The organism is Mycobacterium sp. 141 (genome assembly GCF_000382405.1).
Classification (GTDB): Bacteria; Actinomycetota; Actinomycetes; order Mycobacteriales; family Mycobacteriaceae; genus Mycobacterium.
In genome coordinates this window covers 331,844-348,378 of sequence record NZ_KB908257.1, presented here as the reverse complement: position 1 = coordinate 348,378, position 16,535 = coordinate 331,844, and the positions used below count along the sequence as shown (strand labels likewise).

Sequence of the window (16,535 nt, the reverse complement as noted above, 5' to 3'; positions counted from 1 at the left end):
AGCCCCTGACGCGGCAGCGTCAGCTCGGTGCGATCTTGGCGAGGACGACGCGCAGGGTGTCGAGTTCGTCGGCGTCGAGCCGGGCCAGCCCGTCTGGCGCCGGGTCGTCCACCGCGTCGATCTGGTCTACCACGGCCCGGCCGGCCTCGGTCAGCGATACCGTCTTGCAGCGCCGGTTGGCCGGGTCGACTGTGCGGACCACCAGGCCGCGCTCTTCGAGATCGTTGACCGCCACCGTGGCTGCCGGCGCATCGACAGTGGCGGCGTGGGCCAGTTGTTTGACCGTCATGGGTTGCTGGGCCAGCCGCCGCAGGATCCGGATCCGGCTGAACGGCAGGCCGCTGCGCTCGATCACCGCACGCTTCCAGCTGTCTCGGTTGTCGAACACCAGGGCCGTCAACGCACGCCACACCTCGTCGGCGGCAGTCTGTGTTCCCGGCAGCTGGATCTGTTCATCCGACATGAGCTACCTCCGACGGTCGGTGGTGCTCGCCGATCAGTGGGGCCAGTTTTTCGGCTGACCGCAGCGCACGTCCCGAGGTCGACACGATACCGAGCGCAATGATCACCAAACCCAGTGCGGCGCAGACGAACCACAATGGCCTGGCAGCCACGGCGAAGTCGCCGCCGACGACCGCCAAGGCGCTACCCGCCACCGACCCGCACAGCGCCACCCCGATGCTGACGCCGACCTGCCTGCTCGTCGAGGCCACCGCCGAAGCGGCCCCGGCCCTATCGAGCGGCATACCGCTGACCGCAGTGGTGGTGATGGGCGCGTTGACCATCGAGAAACCCACGCCGAAGACCGCGAAGATCACCAGCAGTTGCCACACTGGGGTGTGGGCACTCAGGCCGGCCAGCATCAGCGTCGCCGCGGTGATCATCGTTCCGGACACCAGCAGGGACGGCCGGCTGCCGAACCTGCCCACCAGGCGCCCCGACAGTGGCGAAAAGATCAGTGCGCCAACAGCGACCGGCAGATAGATCAAACCGGTGTGCATGGCCGAATAGCCGCGTTCCTCTTGCAGATACAGCGACATCATGAACAGGAACGCGCCGTAGGCGGCGAACGCGCACACGGCGACCAGAGTGGCCGACGCGAACGGGACGCTGCGGAAGAAGCGCAGGTCGATGAACGGGTCGCGGCGCCGCGCCTCGTAGCGCAGGAAGCCGGCGAAGGCGACCAGGGCGACGACGCCGACGGCGAGGGTGCGGGGATCGGTCCAGCCCAAGCCCGGACCCTCGATGAGCAGGAAGACGACGCCGAACAGGAACGCGATCCCGAGCGCCTGACCGATCGGGTCGACGTCGCGCATCGTCGCGGATTTGGATTCCGGTACGAAGATCGCGGTCAGCAGGATCGCCAGGGCGCAGATGGGCAGGTTGATCCAGAACACCGAACGCCAGTCGACGTATTCGATCAGTGCGCCGCCGACGATAGGGCCCATCGCCATCGAGATGCCGACCACGCCGCCCCACACGCCGACGGCGCGGGCGCGTTCGACGCGACCGGTGAACACCTGCGTGATGATCGACATGGCCACCGGATTGAGCATCGAGCCGCCGATGGCCTGCAGGAACCGGGCGGCGATGAGCAGCTCGATGTTGGGGGCCACGCTGCACAGCAGGGACGCCAGCGCAAAGACGGTCAGACCGAGCTGGAAGGTGCGACGACGGCCGAACCGGTCGGCCGTCCCGCCGGACAGCAGCATCAATGAAGCCAGCACCAGGGTGTAGATGTCGATCACCCATTGCAGTTGTGACGGCGAGGCGTCGAAAGCACCCCGGATGCTCGGAATCGCAACGTTGACGATGGTGGCGTCCATCGTCACGATCAGCAGGCTCAGGCAGCAGGAGACCAAGATGATCGCCTTGCGCCGAGCGCTGAGGACACCGATGGCTGTATTCACACAACTATTGTGAAACTACAACCGTTGTCGTGGCAAGCTCGGTATCAGAGACAATCGTCACCGCGAACATTGCGCGAGCAGACGCAGAGGTCCCCCAAAACCGGCGTTTTGGGGGACCTTTGCGTCTGCTCGGCGGAAGAAAGTCAGCGGGTGCGGATGTCGATGTAGTCACGCTCGGTGTAGCCCGTGTAGACCTGGCGCGGGCGGCCGATCTTGTTGGGCTCGCTGTGCATCTCCCGCCAGTGCGCGATCCAGCCGGGCAGTCGGCCCAGCGCGAACAGCACGGTGAACATGCGCGTCGGGAAGCCCATAGCCCGGTAAATGACGCCGGTGTAGAAGTCGACGTTCGGATAGAGCTTGCGTTCGATGAAGAAATCGTCGGTCAGCGCGACCTCTTCGAGCGACTTCGCGATGTCGAGCAGCTCGTCGTCGCCGCCGAGCTTGCCGAGGATCTTGTCGGCCTGCTCTTTGACGATGCGGGCGCGCGGGTCGTAGTTCTTGTAGACGCGGTGCCCGAAGCCCATCAGCTTCACGCCGTCGTCGCGGTTCTTGACCTTCTTGACGAAGTCGCGAACGTCGCTGTGCTCTGTGCGGATCTTCTCCAACATTTCCAGCACGGCCTGGTTGGCGCCACCATGCAGCGGACCCCACAGCGCGTTGATACCGCCGGAGATCGACGTGAACAGGTTGGCCTGCGACGAGCCCACGAGCCGCACCGTCGACGTAGAACAGTTCTGCTCGTGGTCGGCATGGAGGATCAGCAACATGTCGAGCGCCCGGACCAGCTCGGGATCGACCTCGTACGGCTCGGCCGGGAATCCGAACGTCATGCGCAGGAAGTTCTCCACCAGGCTCAGCGAATTGTCCGGGTACAGGAAAGGCTGGCCCTCGGACTTCTTGTACGCGTAGGCGGCAATGGTCGGCAGTTTCGCCAGCAGCCGGATCGTAGACAGCTCGACCTGCCTCTTGTCGAGCGGATCCAGCGAATCCTGGTAGTAGGCGCTCAGCGCGTTGACGGCGCTGGAGAGCACCGGCATCGGATGCGCATTGCGTGGAAACCCGTCGAAGAACCGTTTGAGATCCTCGTGCAGCAGAGTGTGCCGCTGGATCCGGTTGGTGAACTGCTCCAACTCCTCGGCAGTCGGCAGCTCGCCATAGATCAACAGATAGCTGACCTCGATGAAGTTCGACTTCTCTGCCAGCTGCTCGATCGGGATACCCCGGTAACGCAGGATGCCTGCGTCACCGTCGATGTAGGTGATGGCTGATTTGGTGGAGGCGGTGTTGACGAAACCACCGTCGAAAGTGGTGTACCCGGTCTCGGACAGCAACGGCCCCAACGCGATGCCGTCCGAGCCCTCGGTGGAGTGAACGATTTCCAGGTCAAGCTCGCCACCGGGGTACTTGAGGGTGGCGTGCTCCTGCTCACCCGACGGGTTTTCGGCCACGGGATTCCCTTCGTCCTGTTTGGGAAGTCGTTGCGAACCTTACGACTGCTCTACCAAAAGGTAGTCGCATTCGGTCGGCGTTGCCCGCGTGGGGCTGCCAACTCCTCACGCCGGCAGCGCACGCCCGACCGTCACCTCAGGAAACTCGGCATGCGTCGCCGGCCGTTCACACTTTGTCCGGATCTCGCAGGTCGGCGGGTGCCGAAACGGGGGCGACCCGGTAGCGCACGAAGACCGGTACCGCCAGTGCAGCGACGAGGACACCGACGACGACGAGCGATCCACCACCCGCCGCCGCAACCGTCGTGCCGACCATCGCCGCAACCGCCCCGTGTGCCGCATCGGCCAATCGTGGACCACCGGCTACCACGACGGTGAACACGCCTTGGAGCCGCCCGCGCACATCGTCGGCGGCCGCCTGCTGCAGGATCGTCGACCGGAACGCCGCCGACACCATGTCGGCAGCGCCGCCAACCGCCAAGAAGGCCAACGCAATCCACAACAGCGCCCCGGCCCGACCGTGAGCCATCCCACCGGCCACTCCGAATCCGATCATCGCCACACCCCAGACCACGATCGACACCACGACGGCCAGGCCCTGCCTGCGGATCCGCGGCAGCCAGCCCGAGAACACACCACCGAACACCGCCCCGGCGGACATCGCCGCAGCAAGCAGCGCCATCACGGTGCCGCCCTCCACCGGGCCGCCGAAGCTCTGATGGGCCATCTGCGGGAACAACGCCCGAGGCATCCCGAAGATCATCGCGATGAGATCGACGACGAACGACATCAACACCACCCGGTGACCCGCCAGATACCGGAGGCCGTCCAGCACCGCAGCGCACCCCCACCTCGCCGAGCCCGCCTCGGTGCTGGTGGCCGGGATCGGGGCCAGCCGGAATGTCGCCCAGATCGGTACCAGACAGGTCAGGGCGTCGATGAGATAGAGCGTGGACAGATCCATCCAGTTGAGCAGCAGGCCGGCCAGCAGCGGACCGACGATCGCACCGAACTGGAAGACCGTCATGTTCAGCGAGTTCGCGGCGGGCAACTGGTCGCCGGGCAGCATCCGCGGGATCGCCGCCGATCTGGTCGGGCTGTTGACCGCGAAGAACGCCTGCTGCACCGATAGCAGACCGAGCACCACCCACACGTTGTTCAGTGCCAGCGCCGCTTGCACCCACAACAGCAAAGACGCCGCGGCCAGCCCGATCGAGGCGATGATCAGCAGCAGCCTGCGGTCCATCGCGTCGGCCCAGGCCCCGCCCCACAGTCCGAAGACCACCAGCGGCACCAACGCGAACAAGCCGGCCAACCCGACATAGGCCGAGTTCTGGGTGAGCACGTAGAGCTGCACCGGCACCGCGAAGATGGTCAGGTTGGCGCCGATGACGGTCGGTATGCCGGCCACCCACAAGCGCCGGAAGTCGGGGTGGCGCAGCGGGGTGGTGTCGGCGAAGAAGCGTCTCACGGTTTACCGGGCGAGCGAAGCGACGGGAGAAATGACCCGGGCGAGCGAAGCGACGGGAGACATCACGGCTGGAGCCGGTCGGCCCGACCACCCTGGACGCGGATGCGGTTGTGTACCCGATTTTCCCGGCCCTGCCAGAACTCGACGACCTCAGGGCTGATCAGGTAGCCGCCCCAGTTCGGCGGGACCGGAACGGCGTCGAGTTCGGCGAACCGCTGCGTGACCTCGGCCAGCTGGTCCATGAGCTCGGCGCGTGAACCGATGGGACGGGACTGGTGCGACGCCCAGGCGCCGAGCTGTGATCCGCGGGGCCGCTTCGACCAGTACTCGGCAGTCGTCTCGGCCGCCACCTTGGTCACCGGGCCGCGTACATGCACCTGCCGGCCGAGGCCGAACCACGGGAAGGTGGCCGACGCATACGGGTTGGCGGCCAGCTGTACGCCCTTGGCGGAGTCGTAATTGGTGAAGAAAGTGATACCGGATTCGTCCACGCCCTTGCACAACACCGTGCGGGTCACAGGCCTTCCCCGCTCGTCGACAGTGCCGACCACCATGGCGTTCGGCTCGGCCACCCCGGCCCGCTGGGCATCCCCCAGCCAAGTGCGCAGAAGCGTCAGCCAGCCTGTCGCGGGATCGTCGCCGAGCCAATCGGCGTCGACGTCGCCGCAGCCGTCCTTCTCCACATACTCGACACGCATCGCCGCCAGATCATGATTGTCCGGTGTAGCCACCGCGCTCACGCTACGCCCGCCCGAGTGCGAGAATCGGGCCATGGCAGCCGTATCGGAAGAGTTCGTCGCCGGCCTGGAAGGCGTCGTCGCCTTCACCACCGAGATCGCCGAACCGGACAAAGATGGTGGTGCATTGCGCTACCGCGGTGTCGACATCGAGGAGCTGGTCGACCGGCGGGTCACCTTCGGCAACGTGTGGGGGCTGCTGGTCGACAGCCGGTTCGGCACGGGCCTACCGCCCGCGGAGCCGTTCCCCCTGCCGATCCACAGTGGCGATGTCCGGGTCGACGTCCAGGCCGGGTTGGCGATGCTGGCCCCGATCTGGGGATATGCACCGCTGCTCGACATCGACGATCAGATCGCCCGCGAACAGCTGGCGCGCGCCTCGGTGATGGCGCTGTCCTACGTCGCGCAGTCCGCCCGGGGCATCTACCAACCCGCGGTGCCGCAGCGGCTCATCGATGAGTGCCCCACTGTCACAGCACGTTTCATGACGCGCTGGCAGGGCGATCCGGACCCGCGCCACGTCGAGGCAATCGATGCGTACTGGGTGACCGCGGCAGAGCACGGCATGAACGCCTCGACATTCACCGCCCGCGTGATCGCCTCGACGGGGGCCGACGTGGCCGCGGCGCTGTCCGGCGCGGTGGGCGCGATGAGCGGCCCACTGCACGGCGGTGCACCGGCTCGCGTACTGCCGATGATCGAAGAAGTCGAGCGCACCGGCGATGCGCGGGCCGTGGTCAAGTCGGTTCTGGACAGTGGCGGCAAGCTGATGGGCTTCGGCCACCGGGTGTACCGCGCCGAGGATCCGCGGGCCCGGGTGCTGCGGGCCACCGCCAAGCGTCTGCAGGCTCCGCGGTTCGAGGTGGCCGCCGCACTCGAGCAGGCCGCGCTGGCCGAGTTGCGCGAACGCCGGCCCGATCGGGCCATCGAGACCAACGTCGAATTCTGGGCCGCGGTCATCCTGGACTTCGCCCGCGTGCCCCCGAAGATGATGCCCGCGATGTTCACCTGTGGCCGCACAGCGGGCTGGTGTGCACACATCCTCGAACAGAAACGTCTCGGCAAGCTGGTCCGACCGTCGGCCATCTACGTCGGCCCCGATCCGCGCAGCGTGCAGGACGTCCCCGGCTGGGACGAACTGCCCGTCGCGCGAGCAGCCTCAGTGTGACCCTCGAGTGACCCCCGACGTCTTCGCTTCGGCGGCACAGGCTTTCACGCAGTTGGTGCAGTCGCTCCCAGTCGCCGCATTGGACGGACCCGGCCTGGGCGAATGGGATATGCGGGCCCTGATCGGCCACACCTCGCGGTCGCTGATCACAGTCAGCACATACCTGCACACCCCCGCCACCCACGAGGACGTGTCCAGCGCGGTCGAGTACTACGTGAAGATTCGCGACTACATGTCCGGCAGCGCCGCCGCGGCCATCGTGGAGCGCGGCAGGCAGGCGGGCCGCGACCTGGGTGTCGATCCGGTGGCCACGGTCGAGCAGCTGGTGGCTCGCGCGCTCGATGACCTCAACGGCGTCGGCGATCCGCTGATCGCCGTGATCGGCGGCCTGGGCATCCGGTTGAGCGCCTACCTGCAGACCCGAGTCTTCGAGCTGACCGTGCACAGCCTCGATATCGCGGCCGCGGCCGGGATCACGGCCGACGTGCCGCCCGAGGCGCTGGAGGCGGCTACGGTGTTGGCCGCCCGGATCTCGGTGGCACTCGGCCAGGGTGAAACAGTGCTGCGGGCACTCACGGGCCGGGCCCCGCTGCCGCATCCCTTCTCCGTCACCTGAATGTCAGACCCCCGTGCTTGCATGGGAGGTACCGCGATGAGATCTGTCCGCCCGGCGGGTCTGCATCGAGGTCCGCTCACAACGAGACAGGAGTCTGAACCATGGCCATCGAAGTAACCCCCGCGGTAATCCCGCAACTTGTCGTCGACGACGCCGCTGCCGCTATCGACTTCTACGTCAAGGCATTTGGCGCTACCGAGCTGGGTCGGGTACCTGGTCCCGACGGCAAACTCGTCCACGCCGCCCTCACCGTCAACGGCTCGACCGTGATGCTCAATGACGATTTCCCTGAATTCAACAATGGAAAATCGACGACGCCGAAAGCACTCGGCGGCACACCCGTCACCATCCACCTGACGGTCACCGACGTCGAGGCCCGCTTCGCTCAGGCCGTCGAGGCCGGCGCCGAGGTAGTTATGCCGCTCGCGGACCAGTTCTGGGGCGACCGCTACGGCATGGTGCGTGACCCATTCGGGCACCAGTGGTCGTTGGGCCAGCCGGTGCGCGAAGTGAGCCCGGAGGAGATCGCGGCAGCGATGCAGAGCATGCAGTAGGTTGCGCGTCACGCTGGAGCACCGCTCGGCGACGAGAGCCGCTCCAGCGTGACAAACCGGTACCGGCAGGGACCGTGTCAGCTCAGTGTGCGTACAGAGTGGTGGTGAGGCGCTGGCGCAGGGTGGGTTTCGGTGCGGTCGCGGCAGCCGCCAGCATGGCCTCGACAGTGGTGAACTTGTCGCGCGGACGTTCGTCGCCGCCGCGGGCGATCTCAGCCGCATCGATGGCGCGCCACCCTGCGGCATCGATCGCGTCTGGCTGACGGTCGTGTACGAGTCTGTCCAGGTCCGCCGGCTTACGCGCCGGATCGGTCAGCGCGCCGGCGTTGTAGTCGGCAACCAGGCGGTGCACGGTTTCCGATGCACACGACTTGTTGGTACCGATGAACCCGGTAGGCCCACGCTTGATCCAGCCCGCCACATAGGCGCCGCGTACCGGTTCACCCGTCACCGGGTCGACCACTCGGCCCCCGTCGTTCGGCACGACCGCGGCGCGGTTATCGAACGGCAACCCGTCAATGGCCTTGCCGCGGTAGCCGATCGAGGTGAGCACGAGCCCGGCCTCGAGCACGCTGGACTCGTCGGTGCCGGTCAGGTCGAACTCAACACCGGTGGTCTTGTCCTCGCCCAGCACCCGCTGCGGGGTCAGCTGGTAGGCCAACCGGATCCGCGGCCGCGTGATCGGGGCCGACGCGTCACCCAGCTTGGCGAGGATTTCCAGCTTGCCGCGGGTGAGTGCATCAGGCTCACCGCGCACGTGAGGAGCAGAAGCCGGCTCGCGCACGTGAGGAGCAGAAGGCAACTCAGCCAGGTCGCGCATCACGAGATCGTGATCGGCCGCGCTCAGCACCACCTCGCAGGTGGCGGTCAGCCCGATCAGCTCGGGCAGGGTGAATGCCGAGGATGCCGGGCCGCGTCGAGCCGCGATCACCACCTCCTGCACCCGGGAACTGCGCAGAGTGGCCAGCGCGTGATCGGAGATGTCGGTGCGCGCCAACACGTCCGGGTCGGTCGTCAGGATCCGGGCGACGTCGAATGCGACGTTGCCGTTGCCGATGATCACAACCCGCTCGTGGCTGAGATCAACCGGAAGATCGGTGAAGTCGGGATGACCATTGATCCAGGCCACCATCTCGGTGGCGGTTCCCGTACCCGGCCGGTCCATGCCGTCGATGTCCAGGCGCCGGTCGTTAGGGGCACCCACGGCGTACAGCACGGCGTGGTGGTGCTCGAGCAGCTCGGCGTGGGTCAAGTGTTTGCCCACCTCGACATTGAGGAAGAACCGCAGGTTGCGGTGCTTGCCGATGGTGTCGAACAGCCGCGTCACCCGCTTGGTGCTCTGGTGGTCGGGGGCGACACCGGCGCGTACCAGACCGTAGGGCGTCGGGAGCTTTTCGAAGACGTTGACTCGCACGCCTTTTTGCGTCAACAGCTCGTCGGCGGCGTACATCGCCGCGGGCCCCGAACCGACGACGGCCACGGTCAGGGGGCCGCCGGTGAGCCGGTCGATCTTGGGCGCGTCGAGCACCGGCGCCAGTTTTGACGTCGGCGGCAGCTTGCCTTCCCGCTTGGGGTAGAACGCCGCATTGAGCTCGATGAAGGGCAGCTGCTTGTCGGTCAGCCGGGTGTCGGGCCCGATGGCGCCGACCGGGCACGCGCTGACGCACGCTCCGCAGTCGACGCACGCATCGGGATCGATGTAGAGCATTTCGGCGGTTGCGAAGCCCGGCTCATCCGGTGACGGATGAATACAGTTGACCGGGCACGCATAAACGCAGGACCCGTCGCTGCAACACGACTGGGTGATCACATGAGGCACAGTGAGGCCTTCGTCAGCTATGCGGCGGCGACGAGGTGCTCGCGCTGCGGCTCGCTGCGGTAGCGGCTCGGCGGCCCGTCGATCTTGCAGACCTTCCACATGAGCTTGGCGATCGGGTTCATCAGCCCGGTGTCGGTGCACAGCATCCGCACGTCACCGAACATGTCGCGCAGCATCTTGCGGGATTCTGGGGCGCCGAAGAACAGGTCCTTGCGCACCGAGCGTGGAATATCGAATTCCTTCCAGAACGCCCGCGGCGGAACGATGATCGCCGAGCACAGGATGCGCATGGTCAGCGGCACGAACAGCGACAGCAGCCAGCGCTGACGACGGTGCAGGTGCGGTATCCGCTTGTGCAGGTACTGGTGCGCGAACGAGATGTGGCGGGCTTCCTCGGCGACGTGGATGGCCATCACCCGCTCCATGATCGGATGCAGTTCCTTACCCTCGCGCAGCACGTTCTTCTGCGTGTGGTCGATGGGCTCCTCGCCGGCGAGCACACCGAAGAAGAACGGGATGGGCAGCGGCCCCGCAGCCAGCGGGATCAACGGCTGCAGCCACTTGAGCAGCCGCGGCATACCCGGTACGTCCTTGCCGATGCGGTTGACCATCTCCTGGAACATCAGGGTGTGGTTGCACTCCTCCACGGACTCGTGCAAGCAGTACCGGTACTCCGGCGAACCGTTGGGCACCCAGAACGAGTACTGCATCAGACCGCGGATCAGGATGTTCTCGAAATGCAGGCCTACCTTGGCCACATTCGCCTGGCGCCACATGCCGATCTCGATCTGACGCTGTAGCGGCTGCGCCCGGTACCACGGGTGACCACCGATCGGATCGGTCGCCGGAAGCACCCAGCGGGGATCATTCGGAGTTACAGCAAACTCCGGCGAGTCCCACTCGATGTCGAGGTAAGGATTGAAGTTGCGCCGCACCGACCCCTCGGACAGTGTGGTGAGCATGTCGACGTACTCGGTGTCGTCGGTGACGTCCATATTTTTGCGCCAGCGTCTGATCATCTTGGTGCGAGCCATGTTGCAGACCTCTCCCTCTCCTATGAGGTTTACATATATGCGCCTCGTGTACAACGATACCGCAGGTATCGACTAAATGTCTACGCCGGATTTCAAAATTTGCCGAGAAGGTGGATGACGTGGTGCAACTGAAGACGCAAGACGAGATCGAAGCCATGTCTGCCGCCGGAGCCGTCGTCGCAGAAGGGTTGCGGGCGGTGATCACGCAGGCCGCCCCCGGACGTACCACAGCCGATCTGAACCGGGTCGCGGCCGACGTCCTGGCCGGCCACGGCGCCACGTCGCCCTTCCTGAACTACCACCCCCGCTGGGCCCCGAGCCCGTTCCCCGCGGTGCTGTGCGTGAGCGTCAACGACGCCGTCGTCCACGGCGTACCCGACGACACCGTGCTGGCCGACGGCGACCTGGTCTCGGTGGACTTCGGGGCAATCTTGAACGGCTGGTGCGGCGACGCTGCCCGCAGCTTCGTCGTCGGCACACCCCGGCCTGCCGATACCGCGTTGATCAAGGCCACCGATGCGGCGCTCGCGGCAGGTATCGCAGCGGCCCGGCCCGGCAACACTCTCGGTGATGTTGGACACGCCATCGCGACCGTGGCACGCCAGGCGGGCTACGGCCTGCTGGCCGATCACGGTGGTCACGGCGTCGGCCGCACAATGCACGAGGCGCCGCACGTCCCCAACGAAGGCCGCCGCGGAAAGGGCCTCAAAATACGATCCGGCCTGGTGATCGCCATCGAACCGATGCTGATCGCCGACGGCACCGACGACTATGTGCACGACTCCGACGGCTGGACGCTGCGCACCGCGACCGGCGTGCGTGCCGCTCACAGCGAGCACACCGTAGCCGTCACCCCGGATGGAACGCAGATTCTGACGCTCTAAGATTGTCGGGTGGCTGAACTCTCGATTCCCGCCGACCTGAAACCCCGTGACGGCCGCTTCGGCTGTGGACCGTCCAAGGTGCGTCCCGAACAGCTGACCGCCCTGGCCTCGGCCGGCGATCTGTTCGGCACCAGCCATCGACAAGCGCCGGTGAAGAACCTCGTCGGCCGGGTGCGCGAAGGGCTGCGTCAGCTGTTCTCGCTGCCCGACGGCTACGAAGTCATTCTCGGCAACGGTGGCTCGACGGCATTCTGGGACGCCGCCGCCTTCGGCCTGGTCGACAAGCGGTCGCTACATCTGACCTACGGCGAATTCAGCTCGAAGTTCGCCTCATGTGTCGCCAAGAACCCCTTTGTCGGCGACCCGATCATCATCAAGGCCGAACCGGGCACCGCCCCGGAACCGACCTCGGACCCCTCGGTCGATGTCGTCGCCTGGGCGCACAACGAGACCTCGACGGGTGTTGCGGTGCCCGTCCAGCGCCCGGCCGGCGACGCTCTCGTGGTCATCGACGCCACGTCCGCGGCCGGCGGCCTGCCGGTGACCATCACCGACGCCGACGCGTACTACTTCGCGCCGCAGAAGAACTTCGCCAGCGACGGCGGGCTGTGGATCGCGGTGCTCTCCCCCGCCGCGCTGGCCCGCATCGACGCGATCGCCGCGTCGAACCGGTGGGTGCCCGACTTCCTGTCGCTGCCCATCGCGGTGGACAACAGCCTCAAGAACCAGACCTACAACACCCCGGCCATCGCCACGCTGATACTGCTGGCCGAGCAGATCGACTGGCTGCTGAGCAATGGCGGGCTGGACTGGGCCGTCAAGCGCACCGCCGATTCATCGCAGCGGCTGTACTCGTGGGCCGAGAGCGTGTCGTTCGCGACACCATTCGTCACCGATCCCGCACTGCGCTCCCAGGTGGTCGGCACCATCGACTTCGACGATGCCGTGGACGCCGCCGCGGTGGCGAAGACGTTGCGCGCCAACGGGATTGTCGACACCGAGCCGTACCGCAAGCTGGGCCGCAACCAGTTGCGCGTCGGCATGTTCCCCGCGGTCGACCCCGACGACGTCAGCGCGCTGACGCGGTGCGTGGACTGGGTCGTCGAACGACTCTGAGGCCGCACCCACCGCGTGTCAGCACGGTTACGGGCCGATAACGCAGTAGGGTGCGCCAAGGAGGTCGGTAAATGCGAGAACTCAGAGTCGTCGGACTCGATGTCGACGGCAAGCGCATAATCTGCGAAACCGACGACTCCTCGGAGTTGTTCAGTGTGCGAGTGGATGACCGACTGCGCGCCGCGGCGCGCGGCGACCGGGTTGCCTCGAATCAAACCCAGATGGATCTAGAGGTGCACAGCGTGCTGCGTCCCAAGGAGATTCAAGCAAAGATCCGTGCCGGCGCATCGGTCGAGCAGCTGGCGGCAGCCGCCGGTGTGCCGATCGAGCGCGTGGAACGGTTTGCCCACCCGGTGCTGCTGGAGCGGGCCCGTGCGGCCGAGCTGGCCACCGCGGCACACCCGGTGCTCGCCGACGGTCCCGCGGTGCTGACCCTGTTGGAGACGGTGACCACATCGCTGGTGGCTCGCGGGCTCGACCCGGACGCCACAAGTTGGGATGCCTGGCGCAACGAGGACAGCCGGTGGACCGTGCAGCTCTCGTGGAAGGCTGGGCGCTCGGACAACGTCGCACACTTCCGGTTCTCCCCGGGAGCCCACGGCGGAACCGTCACGGCGTCCGATGACACCGCCCAAGAATTGATCAACCCGGACTTCAACCGGCCGCTGCGTCCCGTGGCGACGCTGCCACAACTCGATTTCGAGGCGCCTGGAACCACGCCCGCGGTGACCGCCCAGCCCCCTGTGCACGAGCCCGAGCCGGTCGCCGAGCCCGAACAGCCCAAGCCGGCCCGCTCCCGCAAGGCCCGCCCGGCTGTGCCGGCCTGGGAGGACGTGCTGTTGGGTGTGCGTTCGTCCGGTGGACAACGCTGACGGTTGACCAGTTGACCTGAAACGTCTCGACGTCTATCGCGTCGGCGTTCACCGATGCTGCGGCCCCTGTGGCCGACAAAGTGCGCGCGGCAGCCTCTATTGCGACAGCACTGTGGCCAACAGCACTACCCAGCCGATGGCCACCCCCGCTCCTGCCCCGAGGACGAACCAGCGCCACACCGGCCGGTGCCGCCAACCCCACACCGTCGGCGCGAGACCACCGACCGCCACCATGTTCAGGCCGATCGCCAGCAGGGGATGCACCCGGGTCAGGCCCAGGCCGAGAACCACGATGGCCGCCGCAAGCACCGCGGCCACGAAACCGGCCACGGTCAGCCCGGTTCCCCAGGGCGTCGAATCGTCGGTCACCGTTTCAATCTACGTGGGTCCCAGCAGTCGGGCCCGCTCATAGAACGCCAAAGCCGCCGCGGTGGCCACATTGAGCGAATCGGTGCCGCGCGCCATGGGGATCCGGACCCGCGCATCGCTGGCCCGCATGGTGTGCTCGGTCAACCCCGGCCCCTCGGCGCCGACCAGTATCGCCACCCGCTCGGTCTGCAGGTCCGGCATCACCTCCGGCAGTGTCGCCGCAGCCGCATCCGGAGTCATGGCAAGCACGCGGAAACCGTTGTTCTGCAATAGCTTCAGATCAGCCGGCCAGGATTGCGCACGGGCGAACGGCACCAGCAGCGCGTGCCCCATCGACACCCGCACCGCGCGACGATAGAGCGGATCGGCACATCCGGCTCCGAACACCACCGCATCTACGGCCAACCCGGCGGCATTGCGGAAGATCGACCCCAGGTTCTCGTGGTCGTTGACGCCCTCGAGCACCACCACGGTGCGGGCGCCGGAGATCACTTGGGCCACTGTCAATTCCGGCGGCCGTGACGCCGACGCCAGCACGCCGCGGTTGAGATGGAAGCCGACCGCGTCGGCCATCACCTCTGCGCCGGCCCGGTAGAACGGGACCGACGCACCGGTGAGGTCCTCGGCCAGTTCGCCCAGCCGCCGATCGGTGCCGAGCAATGCGCGCGGGACGAACCGCGAGGCCAGCATGCGTTGCACCACCAGCACGCCCTCGGCGATCACCAAGCCCTTGCCGCTGGGCAGATCCGGCCGACGATCCGCGCTGTTGAGATCGCGGAAATCGTCGATACGTGGGTCGGCCGAATCCTCGATATCGATGACCTGCAGCACGCTCACGCGGCGAATAGTAGTGCCGGGATCGGCGCATCCAGCATTCGAGTACGTTGGTCAGCGATGACCGACGAGCCGCAACCGCCGCCATTGCCTGCCTCGCTCCTGGAGCCGTGGCCGGTGATCGTGGTGATCGCGACGGGGTGGCTGATCGCGACGGTCCTGGCGTTCACGCTGCCGGCTCTGCACAGTTGGCGACCACTGTCGCTGGCGGGCCTCGCGATCGGTGTCCTCGGTACCTCGATTTTCCTGTGGCAACGTCACGCCGTGCGTCGCGGTGCGCGCGGTGCCCAACGTGGACTGACCTGAGGAGAACCATGGCTGCGCCACTGCTACAAGCCCAGATCGACATCGATGCACCGGTTGACACCGTGTGGAGGCTCATCTCCGATCTGGGTCGGATGCCACAGTGGAGCCCGCAATGCCGGTTGATGAAACTGCGCGGGCCGCTGCGTCCCGGTGCCCGCACCTTCAACCTGAACAAACGCAAGTTCACCTACTGGCCCACAACCAGCACCATCACCGAGGTCGTCCCGCAGCAGAAGCTGGCCTTCAAGGTCGACGCCAACAACACGGTCTGGTCCTACGAACTGCAGCCCATCGAATCGGGCACCCGGCTCATCGAGAGCCGCCATGCCGAGAACGGCGTGGCGGCGATCTCCAACGCGCTGATCAACGCCTTCATGGGCGGAGTTCCGAGCTTCGAGAGCGAACTCGTCGATGGCATGAACGCGTCACTGGCCCGCATCAAGGCGGCCGCCGAACATTAGTCGGCGAAGTCGAGCACTCCGTCGTCGTATGGCTCGTACAGCGGGGAACCGGTTCCCGGAGGTTGCGGGGTGTCCGAATGGGCCCCGCAGCCGAAGCCGGCCTCGACGACGTGGCCGTCAGCGGACAGTTCGTTGGCACACACTCCGAACATCACGCCCAGGGCACCACCGAGCGGAAGGTAGAAGCCGCAGTCGCGACAGACCCGACGGGTCGCGCGGGCCATCGCCGAACCCGGGCCGTACTCACCGTCGTGCCAGCGTTGCGCGGCTTCGGCCCGCCCCAAGGGGCTGAGTAGCCGGCGGCGGCCGAGCCCCAGCTCTACCGCGGTGTCGTCAATCAGCGGGTCGCCGGAGGCCATGAAGCCGGGTGTCAGCCGCGGATCTTCCAGCGGCGGTGCCAGCAGGTCGCCCGGTCCCAGATCGCCCGGCCGGACGCGGTCCTGCCAAGGCACCCACTGCGGCGCGAGAAGCGCCGTCGGGCCCGGCACCAAGACCAGCTCACTGATGGTGGTGTGGTCTGCGCCCGGATAGGCCGCCACCACGACCGCCCACTGCCAGCCGCGGTAGCCGGTCAGGTTGGCCAGGAAACGATGGGTCGCCGAACTGGGGTCCTCGAACGTGGCGCCGAGATACTCGCCGACCGTCTCGGCACCGCTGAACTCCGCCAGCGCCGCACGTGCCTGTTCCACGGCACCCATCAGCAACGCCTCGAGGCCCGGCGTCGACGCGGCGCCGGTGTCCGGTACGGCTTGGGGCGGCTGCTCGGATACCACGGCCTGCTCGGAAGTCTCGGCCTGCTCGACGGGCTCGGTCATGCTTTCCATCGCCATCCATAGTGCCTGACCGGTTCGGTCGAAAGCCACACCGGTCGCCGATGCGCCCCGCTGGGCCCTGATAGGCAAGAATCGAGAGGTGACTTACTACCCGCCGCGGCCG

The 16,535-nt window shown here is 66.8% G+C and carries 18 protein-coding genes; 8 read left to right on the top strand and 10 right to left on the bottom strand.

Annotated elements, in window-relative coordinates; all coding sequences use genetic code 11:
* Nucleotides 1-19 precede the first annotated feature (19 nt).
* The 5 genes from H276_RS0106950 to pdxH form a co-directional block, all read right to left on the bottom strand.
* Entirely contained in the window at nucleotides 20-463 is a 444-nt protein-coding gene (locus H276_RS0106950; protein WP_019970581.1) for a MarR family winged helix-turn-helix transcriptional regulator, read from the bottom strand.
* Nucleotides 453-1,910, bottom strand: coding sequence for an MFS transporter (locus H276_RS0106945; RefSeq protein WP_019970580.1), 1,458 nt, complete (start codon nucleotides 1,908-1,910; stop codon nucleotides 453-455). The genes H276_RS0106950 and H276_RS0106945 overlap by 11 nt, the downstream gene beginning before the upstream one ends.
* Nucleotides 1,911-2,053: 143 nt before the next feature.
* A complete protein-coding gene (locus tag H276_RS0106940; RefSeq protein WP_019970579.1) occupies nucleotides 2,054-3,358 on the bottom strand; it encodes a citrate synthase in 1,305 nt (434 codons plus the stop codon).
* A 166-nt stretch (nucleotides 3,359-3,524) separates the two neighbouring features.
* Nucleotides 3,525-4,829, bottom strand: a complete 1,305-nt coding sequence (locus H276_RS0106935; RefSeq protein WP_019970578.1) for an MFS transporter — start codon at nucleotides 4,827-4,829, stop codon at nucleotides 3,525-3,527.
* A 62-nt stretch (nucleotides 4,830-4,891) separates the two neighbouring features.
* The gene (pdxH, locus tag H276_RS0106930) at nucleotides 4,892-5,602 is read right to left on the bottom strand and encodes a pyridoxamine 5'-phosphate oxidase (RefSeq protein WP_019970577.1); all 711 of its coding nucleotides are present in this window, start codon (nucleotides 5,600-5,602) and stop codon (nucleotides 4,892-4,894) included.
* Here pdxH and H276_RS0106925 point away from each other — a divergent pair.
* From H276_RS0106925 to H276_RS0106915, 3 genes are all read left to right on the top strand, one after another.
* The gene (locus tag H276_RS0106925) at nucleotides 5,601-6,734 is read left to right on the top strand and encodes a citrate synthase 2 (RefSeq protein ID WP_019970576.1); all 1,134 of its coding nucleotides are present in this window, start codon (nucleotides 5,601-5,603) and stop codon (nucleotides 6,732-6,734) included. The genes pdxH and H276_RS0106925 overlap by 2 nt on opposite strands.
* Before the next feature lie 7 nt (nucleotides 6,735-6,741).
* A complete protein-coding gene (locus H276_RS0106920) occupies nucleotides 6,742-7,350 on the top strand; it encodes a maleylpyruvate isomerase N-terminal domain-containing protein (protein WP_019970575.1) in 609 nt (202 codons plus the stop codon).
* 101 nt (nucleotides 7,351-7,451) lie between these two features.
* The gene (locus H276_RS0106915; protein ID WP_019970574.1) at nucleotides 7,452-7,904 is read left to right on the top strand and encodes a VOC family protein; all 453 of its coding nucleotides are present in this window, start codon (nucleotides 7,452-7,454) and stop codon (nucleotides 7,902-7,904) included.
* 82 nt (nucleotides 7,905-7,986) lie between these two features.
* Here the strand turns inward: H276_RS0106915 and H276_RS0106910 are convergent, their stop codons facing one another.
* Together H276_RS0106910 and H276_RS0106905 are read right to left on the bottom strand one after the other, a co-directional pair.
* Nucleotides 7,987-9,723 (bottom strand): FAD-dependent oxidoreductase, encoded by a 1,737-nt coding sequence (locus H276_RS0106910; protein WP_026356672.1) that lies wholly within the window; start codon nucleotides 9,721-9,723, stop codon nucleotides 7,987-7,989.
* 17 nt (nucleotides 9,724-9,740) lie between these two features.
* On the bottom strand, nucleotides 9,741-10,757 hold the full coding sequence (locus tag H276_RS0106905) for a diiron oxygenase (protein WP_026356671.1): 1,017 nt from the start codon (nucleotides 10,755-10,757) through the stop codon (nucleotides 9,741-9,743).
* A 119-nt stretch (nucleotides 10,758-10,876) separates the two neighbouring features.
* Here H276_RS0106905 and map point away from each other — a divergent pair, with 119 nt between their 5' ends.
* From map to sepH, 3 genes are all read left to right on the top strand, one after another.
* Nucleotides 10,877-11,641, top strand: coding sequence for a type I methionyl aminopeptidase (gene map / locus H276_RS0106900; protein ID WP_026356670.1), 765 nt, complete (start codon nucleotides 10,877-10,879; stop codon nucleotides 11,639-11,641).
* Nucleotides 11,642-11,650: 9 nt separating this feature from the next.
* Complete coding sequence (serC, locus tag H276_RS0106895) at nucleotides 11,651-12,757, top strand: phosphoserine transaminase (protein WP_019970570.1); 1,107 nt, start codon at nucleotides 11,651-11,653, stop codon at nucleotides 12,755-12,757.
* A 71-nt stretch (nucleotides 12,758-12,828) separates the two neighbouring features.
* Nucleotides 12,829-13,629 (top strand): septation protein SepH, encoded by an 801-nt coding sequence (sepH, locus tag H276_RS0106890; protein WP_019970569.1) that lies wholly within the window; start codon nucleotides 12,829-12,831, stop codon nucleotides 13,627-13,629.
* A gap of 96 nt (nucleotides 13,630-13,725) precedes the next feature.
* On the opposite strand, the gene H276_RS0106885 is transcribed toward sepH, so the two are convergent.
* Both H276_RS0106885 and H276_RS0106880 read right to left on the bottom strand, forming a co-directional pair.
* Entirely contained in the window at nucleotides 13,726-13,998 is a 273-nt protein-coding gene (locus tag H276_RS0106885; RefSeq protein ID WP_019970568.1) for a DUF2537 domain-containing protein, read from the bottom strand.
* 9 nt (nucleotides 13,999-14,007) lie between these two features.
* A complete protein-coding gene (locus H276_RS0106880) occupies nucleotides 14,008-14,835 on the bottom strand; it encodes an RNA methyltransferase (RefSeq protein WP_019970567.1) in 828 nt (275 codons plus the stop codon).
* Nucleotides 14,836-14,892: 57 nt separating this feature from the next.
* On the opposite strand from H276_RS0106880, the gene H276_RS0106875 reads away from it, so the two are divergent.
* Both H276_RS0106875 and H276_RS0106870 read left to right on the top strand, forming a co-directional pair.
* Nucleotides 14,893-15,138 carry a DUF2530 domain-containing protein gene (locus tag H276_RS0106875; protein WP_019970566.1) on the top strand — a complete coding sequence of 82 codons (246 nt, stop codon included), beginning with the start codon at nucleotides 14,893-14,895 and terminating at the stop codon, nucleotides 15,136-15,138.
* A gap of 8 nt (nucleotides 15,139-15,146) precedes the next feature.
* A complete protein-coding gene (locus tag H276_RS0106870; RefSeq protein WP_019970565.1) occupies nucleotides 15,147-15,599 on the top strand; it encodes an SRPBCC family protein in 453 nt (150 codons plus the stop codon).
* On the opposite strand, the gene H276_RS0106865 is transcribed toward H276_RS0106870, so the two are convergent.
* The gene (locus tag H276_RS0106865; protein ID WP_026356669.1) at nucleotides 15,596-16,414 is read right to left on the bottom strand and encodes a DUF3027 domain-containing protein; all 819 of its coding nucleotides are present in this window, start codon (nucleotides 16,412-16,414) and stop codon (nucleotides 15,596-15,598) included. The two genes, H276_RS0106870 and H276_RS0106865, sit on opposite strands and share 4 nt — an antisense overlap.
* Nucleotides 16,415-16,535 lie beyond the last annotated feature (121 nt).

Coding starts and splice junctions, on each gene's coding strand:
- H276_RS0106950 (WP_019970581.1), bottom strand. CDS start 463: ATGTCGGATGAACAGATCCAGCTGCCGGGAACACAGACTGCCGCCGAC.
- H276_RS0106925 (WP_019970576.1), top strand. CDS start 5,601: ATGGCAGCCGTATCGGAAGAGTTCGTCGCCGGCCTGGAAGGCGTCGTC.
- pdxH (WP_019970577.1), bottom strand. CDS start 5,602: ATGGCCCGATTCTCGCACTCGGGCGGGCGTAGCGTGAGCGCGGTGGCT.
- H276_RS0106915 (WP_019970574.1), top strand. CDS start 7,452: ATGGCCATCGAAGTAACCCCCGCGGTAATCCCGCAACTTGTCGTCGAC.
- H276_RS0106905 (WP_026356671.1), bottom strand. CDS start 10,757: ATGGCTCGCACCAAGATGATCAGACGCTGGCGCAAAAATATGGACGTC.
- sepH (WP_019970569.1), top strand. CDS start 12,829: ATGCGAGAACTCAGAGTCGTCGGACTCGATGTCGACGGCAAGCGCATA.
- H276_RS0106875 (WP_019970566.1), top strand. CDS start 14,893: ATGACCGACGAGCCGCAACCGCCGCCATTGCCTGCCTCGCTCCTGGAG.
- H276_RS0106870 (WP_019970565.1), top strand. CDS start 15,147: ATGGCTGCGCCACTGCTACAAGCCCAGATCGACATCGATGCACCGGTT.
- H276_RS0106865 (WP_026356669.1), bottom strand. CDS start 16,414: ATGACCGAGCCCGTCGAGCAGGCCGAGACTTCCGAGCAGGCCGTGGTA.